We start from the raw sequence: 19,677 nt of genomic DNA, 5'->3' as shown, positions 1-19,677 counted from the left end.
CCTCCATCGCAATCGTTGTCTAAGCCATCGCATAATTCGGGTGCGCCGGGGTGCACGGATGCATTTTGATCGTCGCAATCTAAATTATTGATTACGGTGTTTTGAGGTTGGAAACATCTTGCCTGAACAGGATTATTAGCACTGCCATATCCATCGCCATCTACATCAAAGTAGTAGGTAATAAGCGGGAAACCTTCATCAACTTGACCATCGCAATTGTTGTCTATCCCATCACACACTTCTGTTGCACCGGGGTTGATAGATGCATCATTATCATTACACTCCGGTCCATTGGTTGTTAAACTATACCCAGTAGGAATTGTTGCTCCGTAGCATATTTCCTCTTTGATATCATTTCCATAGATGTCGGTTCTGTTATAACCATCTCCGTCTGCATCGGTATAGAAATTGCCATTGCGCCATTTGCTGTTATCCAAAGGAGCACAATCATCGACATCAGGCGTGCCATCAGCATCGTCATCTGTATCTACACAATCAGCAATAGCATCACTATCGGTATCAGTAAAACCTTCATCGGTTTGACCGTTGCAATTGTTATCAATGCCATCGCAAACTTCGGTTGCACCCGGATTAATGGCTGCACCACCAATTGGATTATCGTTGCAATCTCCGGGAAGCCCTGTCAAACTGTAACCAATGCCAGGGCTAGTACAGGCTTGTGTGCTGCTTACATAATAGCCATCACCATCTGCATCAAGGTACCAGGTGGGCGGGTCGGTTACTGTGATAGTTGGAGTGCCGCTGTTTCCCGTTCCGGCAGTTAGGTTAGCATCGGTAACGGATATGAGAGAATAAGTGGTATTTATAGTGGGTGATACGGGAATATCAGTACCGCTTATATAACCGGGTACGGAAAAGCTGTTGGTGCCATCGGAATAAACAACCGTGTAAGGCGCAGTACCGCCGGTAATGGTTACCACTAAATTAGCGGTTGCTCCTTTGCAAATGGAAGAGGTTCCGTTTACACTAAGAACCGATGCGGTTGCCCCTGAAGGTGCCACATATTCATAAGCACCCATGTCAGCAGGGTTGGCCACAGTAAGCAGGCGTACAACACCACGCTGGTCGTTGGCAGGCGCCAGGGCATTGTTACCGGCATTTAAGGCAGGGCTACCGGTAAGCAATGCGTGGGTTTTGGTATTACCACCATTATCCGCTAATAGGCCAAGTTGTGGGTTGATGGGCGAGGCTGTGCTGCCTACCTGGTCGCCGGGTCCGTTAAATGTCCAGTTGAGGGGAGCATTTACATTGCCAAAAATGTTATTTCCCAGCGAATTAAGATTAGCATATCCAGACGGCGGAAAGTAAGGTTGACGGGGGAAATAATAATCGCCGGTGGAGCCTCCACCATATTCGTCGTCGGGCCCGATATTGCCCGCCAGTATGCTGTTTTGAATGGTGAAAGTGCCTTGCGGTGTGCCTGTTTCAACTGAGCGTTCGTTGTAAATGCCGCCAAAGTTGCGGGTAATGGTACAGAAATTAATAACCACTTCGCCCTGGCCGCCCAAAAAGAGGCCGCCACCGTCGTAACCATAATTTCCATTACCGCTAATGGTGCTGTTGGTAAGGCGCAAAATGGCATCTCCCAAGTTCATTATAGCGCCGGTGGGGTTATCATTAAACGTAGATCCTGTAATAATAGCCGTACCTGTATTGTACATGCCACCGCCAGGGAGGCCGTAATTTCCCGACACGGTGGAGTTTTCCATATACATCGTTCCGCCCATATTGGCAATACCACCACCATATGCGGAAGATTCAAGTTGGTCGGATTCAAATGTGCACTTGTTGTCCTTTATATGCGTATTGCGCACGGTAAGGATGCCGGAATTGAAAATACCAGCGCCCTTGCCATAATTGAGGCAACAACCCCAAATTTGGTTGTCGGCAATTACACAACCTTCCAGCGTAAGCTGCCCCTTGTTGTAAATACCCGCGCCATCAATAATAGGTTCGTCGTAGTTCTGGTATGCCTCATTATATCCACCACTAATGGTAAGGTTACGGATAGTAGCCGTTACGTTTTCTACCCAAAATACCCTCCTGGTTTTTTTCGGCTCCGGCACGGCTTCCACATCCAGCAGACCGGCGCCCGGGCCATTGATGGTCAGGTTTTTATTGATAACCAGGTGCTGCCCACTGGTAAGGATTATTTTGCCCGTAATGCCACCTGCAAAAGTGATAGTGCTGCCCGGGCAGGCATCCAGTATTGCCTGTCGCAGGCTGCCGGGGCCTGCATCTGCATTGTTGGTTACTACCGGGTTTGTTATACAGGTTGCGCAATATACAATTACCCCATACAAGTCGTCATTATTGGTTGCACTATTCGGATCATCCGCTGCGCTGTTGTTGATATAAGTCACGCCACACCCAACAACACTTGGGTCATTGGTTGTGCCCGGCGCTACATAATTGCCATTATCCGCTTTATTAAAAATGAAGAGCGCTCCGCCGTAGCCTTTGCCATTGTTGGCGCCCGTACCACCAGTAGCTGTGTTGCCATCAAAAGTAACGCCTTGCAACGTGAGCTTGCCGCTGGTAACGAAAATGGCACCACCAAAGCCGGCGCCGCCGCCGCCTACACTGGAACTGCCAGCACCGCCAAAACCGCTAAAACCGCCGATACCGCCGAAGCCACCGGCGCCGCCGCCGCCGCCGAAGCCACCGAAGCCTTCACCACCACCACCGCCACCGCCGAAGCCACCATAGCCGAAGCTTCTCAGAGGTGTGAAGGCGCCGCCACCGCCGAAACTGCCAAAGCCGCCTACGTCGCCGTAAATACCGCCACCACCGCCGAAACCAGGGATGTCGGCACCGACGCCACCGACGCCGCCACCGTAAACGCCGCCGTTGCCGAAAATGGCTATTCCACCATTGGCACCTGCAGTAGACCCACTCGCGTTAGTCACACTGCCTCCTGCACCGTCTCCATTGCCCAATACGCCGCCACCGCCGCCGCCGCCGCCACCGCTGCCACCAAGGCCACCACCGCCGAGGCTGGCACCGCCACCACTGCCGCCGATTGCTCTATTGTTTTTCAGTATTACATTGACGAGGCGCAGATCTATACTGCCACTCAGAAGGTTATTATTATTACCAGGGTCTTGCCTTCCTTCATGCATGAAGATAGCCCCGCCTGCGCCCATGCCACCACCAGATCCGTCGCCACCTTTGGCGTAACCGTCGGCGAGCGTGAGGTTTTGGATGGTAATCGTGCCGTTTTGAATCCAGAAGATGCGGGAAGCATTGCCACCGCTGATGGTGAGGTTGGGGGCACCCGAGCCACTAATGGTCAGGTCGCTGGTAATCACCAAAAAAGGACTGATTATGGTGATGGTTTGGTTAGCAAGTGTATTACTGAAGTCAATAACATCTGCTCCTGCATTGTTATTGGCATTGTCAATGGCTTGCCGCAGTGAACCTGCTCCTGCATTGTTTACGTTCGTTACTGTGTAAGTAGTGGCATTAACCCGCAGTAGTGCAAGAGCAAAAATGGCCACTAATAATGTAAATTTTTTTTTCATAATGCTTATTTAAAACGGTTATGGAACTGTGTTCCAATAGCAACAGTCAGCTTGTGTATTTAGCACAATAACAGATTGCCCGATAAACATAATACCTAATACCATTGAAACCTTTCGGGTAAGGACGAAAGGGTGCTAAAATTGTCCGAACAGGGGGTTTTATTTATCGGGATTTTTTTGGGAGCCAGCTGTTTGGCTATTATTGAGCGTTTGTTGTGTCACTCACTTGTATCACAACGCTTTGCTGAGCATGGAGACAGCTGTACAAGAGTGCGACGCAAGTATAGCCTAATTATTAATGGGTTGCCAGGCTAATAAGCTTTGTTTTTATGGCTATATTTTTTGATGATTTTGCTACTGCACCTATGCCTTTGTAAAACAGCAAAGGGCAGCTTTAATAGCCGCCCTTTTGCTTATAGTGTACTTGTTTAATTACTTCGAACTCAGCAAGGGTTTGTATACCAATAATTCAGTCCAGCGCAATTGCACTATATCTGAATAGTTTTTTAACCAGGTGTCATAAGCACCAACACCGTTAGCTGCATCGAACCTTTCGGGCATTGGTTTACGGTAATCGCTGGCCAATTCTTTTAAACCATTTTTTAAACGGGTAACGGTTATAAATCCGGGTTCGCCGGAAGATACAATTGAATAAACTGCCACAGATTGGCCATCGGCCATCCACACCTTTTGCAATTTTTGAATAAGGGCTTTTATATCAATAATCTTCCCGGGGTTTGCCGTCATGTGTGTGATCACAATTTTGTCAGCATAATCGGTTAATTGAACGGTACTTAAATCTGCCTGGAAATCGTAATATCCCCTTTGCCCGCGACCTTCGGTAAGTGGCATTACATTTTTATCCCAGTCGGCAGTATGTTCGGCACTAATGTCGGCGCGGCCATCTAAGGTTGCCCATGTAGTTGGTCCTTCAGTTACCATGTATCCGCCGGCATCGGGGCCCGATTGTATAGCCCATACACGCCAGGTAACATCACCTGTATGGTATTTTTGTGCATGGTTGGCCAGGGCTTTTTCAAACTCAATAATTTTATCGTTTTTAGCAAATAAGCGATTGGATGAAACGACTGTTTTGGTTTGTGCCATTCCTATTACAGGAAGCGATAAAAGCAGGAAGAGGAATTTTTTCATTTTAAATTTTTTGAAAGTGAAACAATTGGGCAGATCAGGTAATCGAATAATGACATAGATATCATTCAACTTTGAACGGAGTATAAATGAGTATATCTTCTGTCAAAAAATTAAGCGACGAATGAACTGCCATAAATAATGACCTGGTAAACATATTATCAAAACAATATCCGTTAATCTGGTATGGGACGAAAGGGTGCCAAAACTGTCCGAACAGGGGGTTTTATTTATCGGTTTTTTTGGAGAGCCAGCTGTTTGGCTACTATTGAGCGTTTGTTGTGTCACTCACTGCGGTGTTCGGGGCAATGGTCGGCAGGAATAGATTGGCAGTATTGAGTGAGTTGGCAAAAACCTATTGGATACCAGCAAAATAATAAATGCACTTTAAAATTACAGTTCAGTATTAGCCGAATTTTTTGGTATGACTATAGGGTTCGTCTATTTTTGATTTGTTTGCTATACTGCCAAAGCCCAAACTAACCAACAAGAATAAATGAACATAGGAATTTACACATACGGAACAAGAGGAGATTTGCAACCATACGTGGCGCTGGCACTCGGGCTTATAGACAAAGGGCATCAGGTGACCATTTCAGCAACTGAAGATTTTAAAGAATTTGTTGAGGGATTTGACATTCCATTTCAACCGCTTTTTGGAAACGCTGAAACGATGATGAATTCAACCGAAGGGCAAGCCATTCTTAAATCTGAGTACCCCATAAAATTAATGAAGTATTATTTTAAAGTACTTCACGATACGAGAGAACCTCTTAGGAAAAGTTATTTCAATGCTATTAGCAAAGTAGATTTTATCATTGCCAATGCAATGACACTTCCTATAGTGAGTGCCATTGCAGAAAAGCAAAACAAGAAAATAGCACTTACCTATTTTATGCCACCAGTTGTGCCAACAAAAGAATTTCCATTAGGCGACTTTGACTTTTTACACTTTTCGTGGTACAACAAATTAACCTATAAAATAGCACAGGCATTTTTTTGGAAGTTCGTAAAAAAAGACACCAATGAATATCGCAGAGAATTAGGGCTTCCAATTTTAACTGAAAACCTTATTAGACATGTAGACAAACAAAAAGTTTTAGATTTATATTGTATAAGCCCGGCACTTATTTCGCAACCCAAAGACTGGGAAGCTCATCACAAAATATCTGGTTTTTTAACTGTGCCAGCCCAAAAAAGAGAAGCACATTTTTTGGACAAAACTTCTGCTGAACTGAGCGATTGGCTATCGCAAGGCAGCAAACCGGTTTATATTGGCTTTGGAAGTAATGGTGTTGGAAACACCGAAAAATTTACAAGTATTATATCAGCGGTTTTAGAAAAAACAAATGAAAGGATTTTGTTCTGCACAGGCTGGTCTTTGTTTAATGAATTACCAATACATAAAAACCTTTTTGTAACCAAATATGTGAATCATGAAACAGTTTTGCCAAAATGTAAAGTTGGGGTTTTTCATGGTGGTGCGGGGACATTGGCGGCAATGCTGCGCAACAATTTACCTATGGTAATAATATCTTTTTATACTGATCAACCAACATGGGGGAAAATCGTAGAGCACAAAAATATAGGCATACATATACCCGCTAAAAAATTAACAGCAGATAAACTAATTGCTGCCATTCAACTAGCGAAGGCAGATGAAATAAAAAAATGTGTGTTGTATGTAGGAGAAATAATCAGAAATGAAAAAGGCCTTGAAAACGCGGTAACAGCAATTGAAAATTACTTTATCGAAGGATAAAAACACAGTCTACCCTGGCCTTAAAAGTGCATATTACTAATAGCTGTATTTTTGGGTAAGGCCAGGATGTTCATTTACTTTTAAGATATTGTCTAAAGCATGCGTCACCTCATTAAAATCATAGCCGTTATTTTTTTGCCTTCATGTATGGACGGGACGCATATGAATACAATTGAAACCTTTCCGGAGAATTCAACATTGGAAACAATGACATTAAAAGATAGTTTAGGAACTATTTCATTTTCTATACCTGAACGCTTTGACACTTCGTTCTATTGGACAAATCATTCGGACTGCGGAAAACCTTGTGACCATGAGCTATACAGGTATCAGCCAAAGTCATTTCCCATATTTATGGAAACTGGTTTTTATTATGATATTCCAGATATTCCAATTAACCAATTCACCATAATCCATTCAAGTTACTTTCCATTTCAGGATGGCGATACATCCAGAAATTTAGTGAGACATGAGCACTTCAAAAAAAGGCTTTCCTTTGACGAATACAATGGAACAATTCGTTCCGATACTATAGAGAAGTTTGGAGGCAGGTATTTTTCAATTGTTTACTTAACTGGTTTTGATAGGGAAAAGCAAAAATATTTTGCCAAGATTGCTGCATTGACAACGATAAAAAACAATGAAATTGAGTTTCATTACGATATCAAAACAAAAGACACTATTAATTTAAATGACTTTTATCAAAACTCAATACGATTCCTAAGAACAGTTCGTATGAGCAAAGGAGTATAATCGGGTCCACAATTGAAATTTCAATTAGTGCTCTTTCCGGACTCTTATGTGAACGGATCAAATTATTGGATTTTTTGTCAAGGCCAGGATGTTCGTCTATATTTAAGTGGTATGTCATACTAAACGTACTCTTATGATGACAAAAGTATCAGGATTTATTTTTGGGGTTTGCTTTATTTTTTCATCGGCTTGTGGGCAGGCTCCAAATTTTATTCTTACCAGCGACCAAAATAATAAGTGGATCGACAGCTTAAAAACATTGCCACTTGAGCAACAATTAGCGGCAATAAATATTCGCCTTCTCATTGACACTAATATTTACGTTAGGCAATTTTACAATGATAGAATTAGGATTTCCGATAGTTTAGGAAACAGAGTTTACGGGGATGGGAAACCATCATTAGTAGTTGGAGGTTATTTTATGATAATTGACAATGGAACAAAAAATGGTCAAATAATAAAATTGACAAAGCTCTTGACTGCGCATTACATTAAAGAAGTTGGTTTATTAAGTAGCAATAATCCAAAAACATTAGCACTTTATGGAACCAAAGGGCTTCATGGAATAATTTTCTTGACTATGACGAAGAAAAAATATCTAAGAAAATTTCAGAGACTGAATCTAAAGTCCAACGGATACAGGTATACTTAATAAAGTACTATAATACGGCATACAACAAAAATATTTTGGCAACCCGATTGTACGAGGCAATTCCGGGAGTAAGTTCTTTTTCAGCTTTTGTTCCGGGAATACAATACTTCTCTGTTAAGCGTATGCAATTTTATCATTGCCACGGTTGGCAGCATCAGTTCCGACAGACACAGAAGCTATTCCCGGGCAAAGTAAATAACGGTTGGTTAGCGGTAAGGCTAAAAAAGCAATAAAAAACAAAACAACAATGATTGACATTTTAGACAGAACAAAATTGTTTGAGATTTTAAGCAAACTTCAGGCAGACAACAAACCAGCGTTTGGGGCAATGACCCCACAACATATGGTAGAGCATATAACTTTTGCAGTACGTTTCTCAAACGGAAAAGAACCTCAACAACATAATTATTCAATTGAAAAAGAGCAACAAATCAAGGCATTTGTTATTGGAACTGACAAGGATATGCCAATAGGTTTTAAATCCCCAGTTTTGCCTTCAGAAGGACTTCCACAACTTAAATATTCTAATTTGACCGAGGCTATTGACAAACTCAAAACTGAATTACATGACTTTGACAATTATTTTATGCATCATCAATTAGACAAACCTATTAATCCGACAATGGGTGAACTAAATTATCAGGAATGGGTAAGGTTTCATACCAGACATTTTACGCATCACTTCAGACAATTCAATTTGCTTTAATGTTTGCAAGAACAAATGCATTTACATTGAAAACTAAAAGACAAAATCCCTTTTGCAATTCAACTCAAGTAATGATTGTATTTGGCATACTTAAATATGACACATTCTTTAGTTTGTAGTCTGCAAATCGTCGAGTAAACAAAGGCGATTTTACCACCCAACCTTCTTCCTCGTCTGCTTTGACCTATACAAATGCTTTTACTATAATTTCCGCTTTGGTAAAAGCCCAATAGCCAATCTGAAAGTACAAGAGTGCGACGCAAGTAAAGCCATATAGTTGTTCTTATGTCTGGCTACAAATAAATAAATAGATTAAATAGTAGGATTTTTTACTTGGCGTAATAAGGAATTTCATCGATAGGATGATCTTCTTTTTGCTGCCAGAAAGCAAGGGTTACCACATGTCCCTGAGGTGCTTTTAGCATTCTGCCAAATATGGCATTGATTGGGTTAAACGTAACATCGGTAACACCAACCGTAAATGTTTCGGGAGCAGGCGGCAATGGCGCTGCCTCAGCATCTTTTACAGGTGCGGCTTTGGGGGCAGGGCTGGGCACCACCACCACCGTATAGCGGTTATAATATAATATATTTTGCAAAAAAGCTGCTCTTGCAGCACTGGCATTTTTTTCAACAATTGCACATTTAACGCCATCCAGTTCTTCAAATTCGTGATTTTTATTAATTGCCATAATATGTAATTATAATAGCTGCGTTAATATTGTTTAAAAGCCCGTACTAAGGTTATAAATATACTCGTACACCACACTGGCTAATCCGCTAAGTACCATACCGGCAATACAAATAACGATAGCCAATTTAGCATACACACCAAAAGTAATTTTGGGTACCGGGCTTGCATTGGCATCCATAAACAAGGCTTTTACCAGGTTTAAATAATAGTATAATGATACAATCATATTAAGCGCTGCAATAGTAATTAACCAATAGTTTTGTTTTGCAGCGCCTGCCATAATTAAAAAGAATTTTCCAAAAAAACCTGCTGTTGGCGGTACACCTGCCAACGAAAACAAGGCAATGGCTAGCACCCATGCCAATACCGGATTAGTAGCATGAAAGCCTTTGTAATCGGTAATATCTTCTTTACCGGTTTGGGCACTTACCAGGGCTACCACGCCAAAAGCAGCAAGGTTGGTAAATACATATACCAGCACAAAATACACTGCAGAAGCCGTACCTGCCTGCGAGCTGCCGGATATACCAATTAATATAAAGCCCATTTGCGCAATGGAAGAAAAAGCCAGCATACGTTTTATATTCTGCTGCCTTAATGCAAACAGGTTACCAATAACCATGGTGAGTACACTAAGCAGGAAGAGCATATGATACCATGTATCGGCCAGGGGTTTAAATACAGTATATAATACAGAAGCAAACACAAAAATAAATGCCCCTTTTGATACAACTGACAAAAAGGATGTAACAGGAACGGGAGCCCCTTCGTACACATCTGCCGTCCATAAATGAAAGGGCACCACAGAAATTTTAAATGCAAAACCAGCAAATAATAATACAAAAGCAAACACCTGTAAATTACTGCCATTGAGCAGTGCAGGCAATTGCGCAAAACCCAGGGTACCTGTTGTACCATACATTAAAGAAATACCAAACAATAATAAGCCGGAAGAAAAAGCCGAAGACATAATCAGTTTCATGGCGGCTTCAGAAGATTTTCTTTTTTCCAGATCAAAATTTGCCAATGCAGCCAATGGGATGGTGGCCAGCTCTAATCCCAGATAAAACATTAACAGGTTAGCGCCGCTAATCATAAAAAACATACCCATTAAACTGGATAATAATAACAGATAAAACTCTATTACATGTTTATGGGTTCTCAACCATGCTTCAGCCTGCAGTGAAACGATAAAAATACCCAGGTTTAGAATAGATTTTTGCAATACGATTAAAGCATTGGTATGGAACATATCGCCAAACATGCCGCCATCTTTATTATAAAAAAAGCCAGCCACCAGATTAATGAATAACAAAATATTGGCAAGCCTTATAATGGAGGCGTTTGAAAGCTCTGCAGTACCTACTTTAATAAATAGCAATACAAAAAAGATTACTGCAGGCAGCAATTCAAATTTCATCAGTATAAAAAAATCGTTCAACATAGTCTCAGTTTAAAGCGTAAGGCAAAGTATACTTTACCGGCAGCCATTTATTTCTTCAATATAGTTGCAGCAACGGGTGCTATTAACTGGTTAAGCCAAAAAGGTGCAATACCAATTGCCACAATACCTGCTATTAAGATAATAGCTGCTAATTTCTCGTACCAGCCAGCATCGGTAAGCGCATTATAATGTTCATCGGTAACAGGTCCCATTACTGTACTGCCTACGGCCCTTAAAATGTACACCGCAGTTACCACAATGGAAGCACAAGCCAGAATGGTTGCCAGGCGGTACAAAGTATCCGGGTTTTGCCATGAGCCCATAAACACCGTCATTTCCGCTACAAAACCACTAAAGCCGGGCAAACCCAATGAGCATAAACCGGCTATCACAAATACAGTAGAAATAAAAGGCATAATTTTTAACAAGCCACCCAACTGGGCAACCATACGGGTATGGGTTCTACTATAGATCATGCCAATGGCAGCAAAGAAAAGGGCTGTCATTAATCCATGAGATACCATTTGCATCACCGCCCCGGTAATTGAAGTTTCGGTTAACATTCCAATACCCAATAACACAAAACCACAATGGCTTACAGAGGAATAAGCATTAATGTATTTCAAATCCTTCTGCATCATCGTAGCAAAGGCGCCATAAATAATGGCTATGGTAGATAACAAAATAATAATCCATGAGTAAGCATGTGCGGCATCAGGCATTAAAAAAGTAGCTACCCGTAAACAGCCATAACCACCCAGTTTCATAGATATACCCGCCAAAAACATAGATGCTGCGGTGGGTGCAGAGGAGTGCCCATCCGGCACCCAGGTATGAAAAGGGAACAATGCTGTAAATATGCCAAAGCCTACAAAAGCAAATGGGAAAAATATCATTTGTGCCTCTACAGGAATATGCATTTGGGCAATCTGCATTAAATCGAACGAGTGGGCGCCGCTGGTATCTGCAGTATTAAAATACAAACCCATCAATCCTACAAATACCAGTGCCGAGCCTGCCATTAACATCAATGCCAGTTTCATAGCACTGTATTCTTTTTTGCCGCTACCCCAAACACCAATTAGCATAAACTTGGGTATTACTGCAATTTCCAAAAAGAAAAACAGGGTAAAAACATCCAGCGACATAAAAAACCCATACGCTCCAATGCTTAAGAAAATCAATAAAAAGAAAAATGTTTTGTACTGCATGTCCATTTTCCAGGATACCAGCACTGCTGATAACACCACAAATGAAGTAAGCATAATCATTGCTACAGAAATGCCATCCACACCTGTATGAAAATTAATATGCAATGGCGCAAACCAGCTAAGGTTGTTTTCAAATAACATGGGGGCGGTATTACCGGCACTGCGTTGCTGCCAAAAAGCAAACAACAATATAAATGCCAGCACCATTTGCAGCAAGGCACCGCCAAATGCAATCATCCTAACCTGTTTCAGGTTGTTCCCCAGCAACAGCGCAAATGCGGTTATCGTGGGCAATATCAGTAACCAATATAAGTTCATGTTGTATACTTCATTTAAGGTTATGAGCCAAACTAAAAACAAAACCGGGCTTTACTTGCGTCGCACTCTTGTACGGTTGGTAATGCTATGCAGCAAAGCCATATCCAAACATTACCACCAGTAAATAATTAAAATAGTAAGCGTTACAATGCCGCCAAAAAAGTACAATGCATACTGCTGTACTTTACCTGATTGCAAGCCTTTTATTAAACCAGCAAAAGCGGCAGTTACAGATGCCATTGCATTCATTAATCCATCTACAATATGTTTGTCAAACCAGGCTGCGGGCCTGCCAATAAGATTAAATATAATTTTCTTTGTAACAAAGGCATATACTTCATCAATATAAAATTTACGATAGGCAGCATGGTATAAGCCACCGAGTGCAAGTGCAATTTTTGCAGGTGTTTCATTTGCCTTTTTATATAAACGCATGGCCAGTAAAATGCCTGCCGCTGCCAGCAAAACCGGTGCTGCTGAAAAGGCAATATCTATATGGGTTTCCAATGGCATACCATCTGCAGTAACCAATGAAGAAAATGGAACAAAACCAGCCAGCAAAGCAAGGGCGCCTAAAATAATCAATGGCAATTTCATTGCCCAAGGCCCTTCACCATGGCTATCATGTACCTCTGTATCTTTCTGCCAGAAAATAGAAAAGTATAGTCTGAACATATAAAAAGCGGTTAGTCCAGAGGTTAATAATGCCACTCCATACACAAGCGTGTTGGCATGAAATGCTGATAATAATATTTCCTCCTTACTAAAAAATCCGGCGAATGGCGGTATACCAGCAATAGCAAAACAAGCAATTAAAAAACTTATATGCGTAATGGGCATTAATTTACGCAATCCACCCATATCATTCATATCGTTACTATGCACCAAATGAATTACCGCGCCGGCACCAAGGAATAATAATGATTTGAAAAATGCATGGGTAAATAAATGAAACATGGCTGCCATATAACCCAAACCATTTTCTCCGCCATAACCAGATACCCCAAGTGCAAACATCATAAAGCCAATTTGCGACATGGTAGAATAGGCCAGCACACGTTTAATATCTGTTTGGGTACAGGCAATAATGGCAGCAAATAATGCAGAAAATGCACCAACATAAGTTACTACTGTAAGGGCAGCTCCGTCAAAAGAAAATATGGGGAATAAACGGGCAACCAGATACACGCCTGCCACTACCATGGTAGCAGCATGTATTAAAGCAGATACCGGTGTTGGGCCTTCCATTGCATCTGGCAACCATACATGCAGGGGGAACATGGCAGACTTACCTGCGCCACCCATAAACACCAGCGTTAAGCCCCAGGTTAATGCCGATACACCCAAAAATGTGCTGCTGGCTGATGAGGCAAATTGTGTACTGTTTGCATCTGTCAGTCTTTGAATCAGGGTTTGAAAATCCAATGTTTCGGCATGAAATGCCAAAATTAATATACCTATTAAAAAGCCTAGATCGGCGAAACGGGTTACAATAAATGCTTTTTTGGCTGCAGAAACTGCAGAAGGTTTTTGAAAATAATAACCAATTAACAAGTAGGATGAAACCCCTACCAGCTCCCAAAACATATAGGTTTGAAAAATATTGGTGGATATTACCAGCCCCAACATAGAAAATGTAAACAGTGATAAATAGGCATAATAGGTAGCATAGCGCTCCTCTCCTTTCATATAACCCAAACTAAACACATGCACCATTAAGGATACAAATGTTACTACTACCATCATCATAACAGAAATAGGATCTATGATGATGCCTAAATTAATAGACAGCGAAGGGGTAAACTGTAACCAATTATATTGCATGGCAATAATTGGCTGATATACATTATCTATTTTACCGGCAACAAAAAAATATTCATAGGCAATGTATGCGGATAATACCGCTGAAACCAACAATGCGGCCGTACCAATAATGCCGGCTGCATTTTTAATATATTTTCTGCCAAATAAACCCAGCAGTATAGAACTTGCCAAAGGCAGCAGCGGAACCAACGCTATGTTTATATTATTGAACATGGCTATTTCTTTTTACCCGATATTGTTATTAATAAACTTTTCTTTTTTGCTGCATAGCATTACTGCTATACAAGAGTGCGACGCAACGGATGCTGATGTAAAATACCTACGCCCGGCACATCCCTGTTTTTATTGCGAATTACCATTTCATTTCTGTAGCGTCTTCCACATCTATTGAGTGATGACTTCTGTACAAATTAATGATAATAGCGATGGCTACTGCCGCTTCGGCAGCTGCAATGGTTATTATAAAAATGGTAAAGAATACACCGTCCAGATTTTCGGGAAACAGGTATTTGTTGAATGCAACAAAATTGATGTTTACGCTATTAAGCATTAGCTCTACGGCCATTAACATGGTAATCATATTACGCCGGGTAAATAAACCATACATACCTATAAAAAATAAAGCCGTGCTTACAAAAAGAATATGTGTTAATGGTATTTCGCTCATAATTGTTCCTGTTTTGTTTTCATGGCAATAACAATACAACCTATCATAGCTGCCAGCAGCAATATGCTTACCAGCTCGAATGGCAATATAAATCCGTGCTCGCCGGTACTTAAAAGTTGTGTACCTATATTGGCTACATTCACATCTACAATGGAAGTACTGTTAGTGGCAAAACTGTTATGCGATATTAATAACCAAACCAGCGCAAAGCCTATAACGGTGGCGACGGCTGAAAATAACTGCCTTACCAGTATAGGTTTCTGCATTTCCTTGCCTGATTTTTGGGTAAGAAAAATGGAGAAGATAATAAGTACTACTATACCACCTACATATACTACTATCTGTACGGCAGCAATAAAATTCATTTCAAGCAGAAAGTATAAGCCGGCTATGCCTATTAGTGAAAATAGCAGCCATATGGCAGCCCTGAATATTTTTCTGGTAGTTACGGCCAAAATGCCCGTACCCAGTATAAAAGCTGCGATGATGTAAAATATTATAACTGATGCACTCATTATTCTACGCCCTCCCTAATTTTTGATCCAGGTTGATTTAATTTCTTGATAAGCTTACTTCTGTCTGTAACACTATGTTCAAATGTTTGTGCCATGGTAATTGCACCAGTAGGGCATGCTTCCACGCATAAATTACACATGGTACATAGTTCAAGGTGATATACAAATGTGTCGATGGCTTTTTTCTTTTTGCCTTCGGGTGTAACATCAAATTTGGTAATGATTTTAATAGTTGCATTGGGGCAGGCCAGTTCGCAGGCAGTGCAGCCGGTGCAGGCATGTTCGTTATTCTCATCATGTTTCATTACAACTTCGCCCCTAAAACGTTCTGATAAAACAAGTGTGTCCTTATTATCAGGATATTCCTGTGTAATAATTTCTTTGTGATGCGTAAAATAATAGCCGGTGCGGTTCATACCGGTTAGTAGTGATTTTACAGCACCATATACTTCCTTTATATAATCAACTATGAACATAATTTTAGTTTACAGTTTTTGCTTTTGTTACATTCTAATGCAAGTACTTACTTTAAAAATACCAGCCCATAATAGCCATTAATGTCATTAGTAATAAATTAAACATACTAATGGGTAACAGGTATTTCCACTCCAGATTTAATAACTGATCAATGCGCAAACGCGGGAAAGTCCACCTGAACCACATGATCAAAAAAATCAAAAAGAACACCTTTCCAAAAAACCATACAGACGATGGGATAAAATCCATCACATGGTTAAATGCCTCCCAGTTGCCTATATGAAATGGCATCCAGCCGCCCAGAAATAAAATGGCGCCAATACTACATACAATAAAAATATTTACATACTCTGCCAGAAAAAATAAGGCAAACCGCATTCCCGAATATTCAGTATGAAAACCAGCAGTTAATTCACTCTCGGCTTCGGCAAGGTCAAAAGGTGCCCGGTTGGTTTCGGCAGTAACAGCAATTATAAAAATCACAAAAGAAATGATGGCAGGTATATGACCTTTAAAAATCCACCAGCCATCTTGTTGCGAGTTTACAATATCAGATAATTGCAAACTACCCGTAAGCACCACAATAGAAAGTACGGCCAGTCCGGCACTTAGTTCATAACTAACAATCTGCGCACCACTGCGCATGGCACCCAGTAAAGAATATTTATTATTGCTCGACCATCCGGCCATTAAAATACCAATTACCGATAAGGAGGAAACAGCAGTAACATATAACACGCCAATATTAATATCCCACATTTGAAAATTGCGTGCAAAAGGTATTGGTGCCAGTATTAACATGGCAACAATCATTACAACAAATGGCGCCAGGTTAAATAGAAATTTATCTGCACCATCAGGTACAAGTCCCTCTTTTAAAACCAGCTTTAAGGTATCGGCCATGGTTTGCATTGAGCCCTTAAAACCAACACGGTTAGGGCCAAGTCTTATTTGCATATAGGCCGATACTTTGCGTTCCATAAAAACAAGTACCAAACCCAATACGGCGAATAAACCAATTACACAAACCACCACAATGGCAAACTCTATTAATAAAGCAATGGTAGGGTTGAAAGTACTGTTCAACCAACTGTAAATTGCATCTGTTATTCCTTCCAAGCTAAACATAGGCTCAATCCGTCAGGGATTCATTTATGTAATAAAAAAATATCCAAATTCATATGTTGCAGGCAGTGCATCTTTATGCATCGTTCTTTGTGTCACTCACTTGTACGCCAACAATGCTATGCAGCAAACCTTATCTGTCAATATCCGGAATTACAAGGTCCAAAGTACCCATTATAGCAACCAGGTCACCTAATTTATATCCTTTGCTCATATGATTTAAAGCAGATAAATTAGAGAATCCCGGAGACCTGTATTTAACCCTGTAAGGTGTTGTACCACCTTCACTTATCAGGTATACACCCAACTCTCCCCGTGCAGTTTCTACCCTGCTATAAAACTCTCCTTTAGGTAATTTAAGTACAGCTTTGGTTTTTGCCTGAAAATCACCTTCAGGTATATTATCAATCAATTGTTCAATAATAGAGAGTGATTGGCGCATTTCTTTAAAACGTACGAGGTATCGGGCAAAACAATCACCGCCTGTTTCCAATATTTCTTCAAAATTCAAACTTCCATATATTTCGTAGGGATATAGTTTTCTTATATCACAACTTACACCACTACCTCTTGCAGCCGGGCCGCTAACCCCATAAGAAATGGCATCTTCTTTACTCAGTAGGCCTATGCCTTTCATGCGGTTCTGGAAAATAATATTTCCGGTTACCATTTCATCGTACTCATCAATTTTTGATTTGAAGAGTGTAATAAATTCCTTCACCTTCCGCTGAAAATTTGGATGCAAATCAATCATTACGCCGCCTGGGCATATATAGTTCATGGTTAACCTGGCACCGCAGGTTTCTTCCATTATTTCATTTATCGCTTCCCGTTCCCTGAAGGCGTGAAAGAACGGCGTAAGTGCGCCTACGTCCATAGCCATAGCCCCCCACCATAACTGATGTGATGCCAGGCGGGTAAGTTCATCCATTAACACCCTAATTACCTGCGCACGGGCCGGCACTTCTATTTGTAAACCCTTTTCTACTGTTAAAGCACAGGCATGGTTATTAATGTGAGAGGAAAGATAATCCATACGGCTGGTTACATAAATAAACTGCCTGTAGGTAAGGCTCTCACTCATTTTCTCTATAGAACGGTGAATATATCCAAGGTGTGGCTCAACATTTTTAATGGTTTCCCCGTTAAGTGTAAGCACCAGGTGCAATACACCGTGGGTTGCAGGATGTTGCGGACCAACATTGATCACTAAATCGCCTTCGGTTGTTGTGCCTACTTCTTCGAACATAGAGAACCTCCTGTATCCTTTTTGAAAGGAAAAAATATTGGTTAATCGTTACTTTTCTAAAACTTACTGGCAAGCTATATTTTGCTGAGGCCTTGTTACAGTACAAGTGTGCGACGCAAGCGGTGCTTAATTTTTGCATCAAAGCCTGGCTAATATTACCTTTTAATGTATTACAACTTAATCATGTTTATAGGATCTTCATAATCTTTACGCAATGGCCAGCCTTTCCAATCATCTGTTAAAAACAACCTGCGCAAACCCGGATGGCCTGTAAAAATGATCCCAAATAAATCATATGCCTCCAACTCATGAAACTCTGCAGTGCGCCATATATCTGAAACAGTGTCAATCTCCGGATTGTCGCGGTTTACTTTGGCCTTTACTACTACGGTATGCCTTTGCGTTGTGGAACTTAGGTGATATACTATATTAAAATGCGTTTTCCAATCTACACCGGAAAGGCAAAAAAGATAATCAAAATCTAAACCGGCGGTTTGGCGCAAAGCAGTAAGTAATGGCTTAATTGCCACAGCATCTGTAGTAATGGTGAGCCATTCGGCACCTGTTTCAAATTGTGTATCTGGTATTAATGCGGTAATGGTTTCCTGTAATGCTTCATTCGTCATGTGTGCTAACCATTTATGATGTTCATATCCTTATCAATCTTTATTTGCTCCCTTGTACCACCGCTTTTTATTTTTTCCTGTAATGTAAGCATGGCGTGTATTAGTGCTTCGGGCCTTGGCGGACAACCGGCTATATACACATCAACAGGAATTACATGGTCGGCCCCTTTTACTACGGAATAAGTGTTATAGAAAAAAGGCCCTCCGCTGGTAGCACAGGCCCCCATGGCAATTACATATTTGGGATCGGCCATTTGATCGTATAAACGCTTTAATACCGGAGCCATTTTATTTACAATTGTACCTGCTATAATAATTACATCGGCCTGACGTGGGGTAGCCCTTGCTACTTCAAAACCAAATCTTGACCAATCGTATTTAGCAGAAGCGGTAGACATCATTTCTATGGCGCAGCAACTGGTACCAAATACCAGTGGCCATAAAGAATTGGACCTTGCCCAATTAATTACTTCGTCTAATTTACTGATAAGCACACCACCACCTTCTGTTGGATGCACCTGACCGGGGAATGGCACCTGTGTAGTTGCAGTTAATTCCATTTCAATGCTCCTTTTTTATGTGCATATAAAAATCCCATAAATAATATAAATAGAAACACAATGATTTCGCCAAATGCAGCAAAGCCAATTTGCTTAACTACTACTGCCCATGGATATAAAAAAACCAATTCAACATCGAAGATGAGGAATATAAGTGCAAATAAATAATAACCTACATTAAACTGGTTCCAGGGACTGCCTTCTGTGGGTATACCACATTCGTAAGCCTGACCCTTTTGCGGGTTTTTAGAACCCTTTACAAGTATTTTGGCAACCATTATACCACCTGCAGAAAAAGCGATGGCAGCGAAGATGAGAACGAGTAAGGAAGATACACCCATTTGAATCGTTTGTGAGCACTAATTTAGCAACTATTAGATTAGTGAACAATGATTTTACT

The 19,677-nt window shown here is 41.0% G+C and carries 18 protein-coding genes; 4 read left to right on the top strand and 14 right to left on the bottom strand.

The genetic code is table 11. The annotated features are described in order from the left end of the window. Both GD597_RS22110 and GD597_RS19735 read right to left on the bottom strand, forming a co-directional pair. The coding region (locus GD597_RS22110) for a MopE-related protein (protein ID WP_262888868.1) at positions 1–3,545 on the bottom strand (3,545 nt) is incomplete at its 3' end. Positions 3,546–3,977: 432 nt separating this feature from the next. Beyond that, on the bottom strand, positions 3,978–4,697 hold the full coding sequence (locus tag GD597_RS19735; protein WP_171609635.1) for a hypothetical protein: 720 nt from the start codon (positions 4,695–4,697) through the stop codon (positions 3,978–3,980). A gap of 493 nt (positions 4,698–5,190) precedes the next feature. Between GD597_RS19735 and GD597_RS19730 the strand changes: the two genes are divergently transcribed. The 4 genes from GD597_RS19730 (at position 5,191) to GD597_RS19715 (ending at position 8,567) form a co-directional block, all read left to right on the top strand. Further along, entirely contained in the window at positions 5,191–6,456 is a 1,266-nt protein-coding gene (locus tag GD597_RS19730; protein WP_171609634.1) for a glycosyltransferase, read from the top strand. A gap of 162 nt (positions 6,457–6,618) precedes the next feature. Then, positions 6,619–7,209 carry a hypothetical protein gene (locus tag GD597_RS19725; RefSeq protein WP_171609633.1) on the top strand — a complete coding sequence of 197 codons (591 nt, stop codon included), beginning with the start codon at positions 6,619–6,621 and terminating at the stop codon, positions 7,207–7,209. Positions 7,210–7,342: 133 nt separating this feature from the next. Continuing rightward, positions 7,343–7,861: a hypothetical protein gene (locus tag GD597_RS19720; RefSeq protein ID WP_171609632.1), complete on the top strand. Its 519-nt coding sequence runs from the start codon at positions 7,343–7,345 to the stop codon at positions 7,859–7,861. A gap of 247 nt (positions 7,862–8,108) precedes the next feature. Continuing rightward, positions 8,109–8,567 (top strand): hypothetical protein, encoded by a 459-nt coding sequence (locus GD597_RS19715; RefSeq protein ID WP_171609631.1) that lies wholly within the window; start codon positions 8,109–8,111, stop codon positions 8,565–8,567. Between the two features lie 329 nt (positions 8,568–8,896). Here GD597_RS19715 and GD597_RS19710 read toward each other — a convergent pair whose 3' ends face one another. The 12 genes from GD597_RS19710 to GD597_RS19655 all read right to left on the bottom strand — a co-directional run bounded on the left by GD597_RS19710 (position 8,897) and on the right by GD597_RS19655 (position 19,618). Further along, a complete protein-coding gene (locus GD597_RS19710) occupies positions 8,897–9,259 on the bottom strand; it encodes a hypothetical protein (protein ID WP_171609630.1) in 363 nt (120 codons plus the stop codon). Positions 9,260–9,292: 33 nt separating this feature from the next. Beyond that, on the bottom strand, positions 9,293–10,705 hold the full coding sequence (locus GD597_RS19705) for an NADH-quinone oxidoreductase subunit N (RefSeq protein WP_235954366.1): 1,413 nt from the start codon (positions 10,703–10,705) through the stop codon (positions 9,293–9,295). Between the two features lie 47 nt (positions 10,706–10,752). Further along, entirely contained in the window at positions 10,753–12,234 is a 1,482-nt protein-coding gene (locus GD597_RS19700) for a complex I subunit 4 family protein (RefSeq protein ID WP_171609629.1), read from the bottom strand. A 111-nt stretch (positions 12,235–12,345) separates the two neighbouring features. Beyond that, entirely contained in the window at positions 12,346–14,271 is a 1,926-nt protein-coding gene (nuoL, locus tag GD597_RS19695) for an NADH-quinone oxidoreductase subunit L (protein ID WP_171609628.1), read from the bottom strand. 139 nt (positions 14,272–14,410) lie between these two features. Then, positions 14,411–14,725, bottom strand: coding sequence for an NADH-quinone oxidoreductase subunit NuoK (gene nuoK, locus GD597_RS19690; protein WP_171609627.1), 315 nt, complete (start codon positions 14,723–14,725; stop codon positions 14,411–14,413). Further along, positions 14,722–15,240, bottom strand: a complete 519-nt coding sequence (locus tag GD597_RS19685) for an NADH-quinone oxidoreductase subunit J family protein (RefSeq protein ID WP_171609626.1) — start codon at positions 15,238–15,240, stop codon at positions 14,722–14,724. Before GD597_RS19685 ends, nuoK begins: the two co-directional genes overlap by 4 nt. Next, positions 15,240–15,716, bottom strand: coding sequence for a 4Fe-4S binding protein (locus tag GD597_RS19680; protein WP_171609625.1), 477 nt, complete (start codon positions 15,714–15,716; stop codon positions 15,240–15,242). Before GD597_RS19680 ends, GD597_RS19685 begins: the two co-directional genes overlap by 1 nt. A gap of 52 nt (positions 15,717–15,768) precedes the next feature. Further along, positions 15,769–16,803 carry an NADH-quinone oxidoreductase subunit NuoH gene (nuoH, locus tag GD597_RS19675; RefSeq protein WP_235954365.1) on the bottom strand — a complete coding sequence of 345 codons (1,035 nt, stop codon included), beginning with the start codon at positions 16,801–16,803 and terminating at the stop codon, positions 15,769–15,771. Between the two features lie 172 nt (positions 16,804–16,975). Next, entirely contained in the window at positions 16,976–18,091 is a 1,116-nt protein-coding gene (locus tag GD597_RS19670) for an NADH-quinone oxidoreductase subunit D (RefSeq protein WP_171609623.1), read from the bottom strand. Between the two features lie 170 nt (positions 18,092–18,261). After that, on the bottom strand, positions 18,262–18,717 hold the full coding sequence (locus GD597_RS19665) for an NADH-quinone oxidoreductase subunit C (protein ID WP_171609622.1): 456 nt from the start codon (positions 18,715–18,717) through the stop codon (positions 18,262–18,264). Positions 18,718–18,722: 5 nt separating this feature from the next. Next, complete coding sequence (locus tag GD597_RS19660) at positions 18,723–19,277, bottom strand: NADH-quinone oxidoreductase subunit B (protein ID WP_171609621.1); 555 nt, start codon at positions 19,275–19,277, stop codon at positions 18,723–18,725. After that, positions 19,268–19,618: an NADH-quinone oxidoreductase subunit A gene (locus GD597_RS19655; protein WP_171609620.1), complete on the bottom strand. Its 351-nt coding sequence runs from the start codon at positions 19,616–19,618 to the stop codon at positions 19,268–19,270. Before GD597_RS19655 ends, GD597_RS19660 begins: the two co-directional genes overlap by 10 nt. Positions 19,619–19,677: the final 59 nt, after the last annotated feature.

The sequence above is a fragment of the Limnovirga soli genome, from assembly GCF_013106755.1.
GTDB lineage: Bacteria > Bacteroidota > Bacteroidia > Chitinophagales > Chitinophagaceae > Limnovirga > Limnovirga soli.
This window is presented reverse-complemented; position numbering and strand designations above follow the sequence as displayed.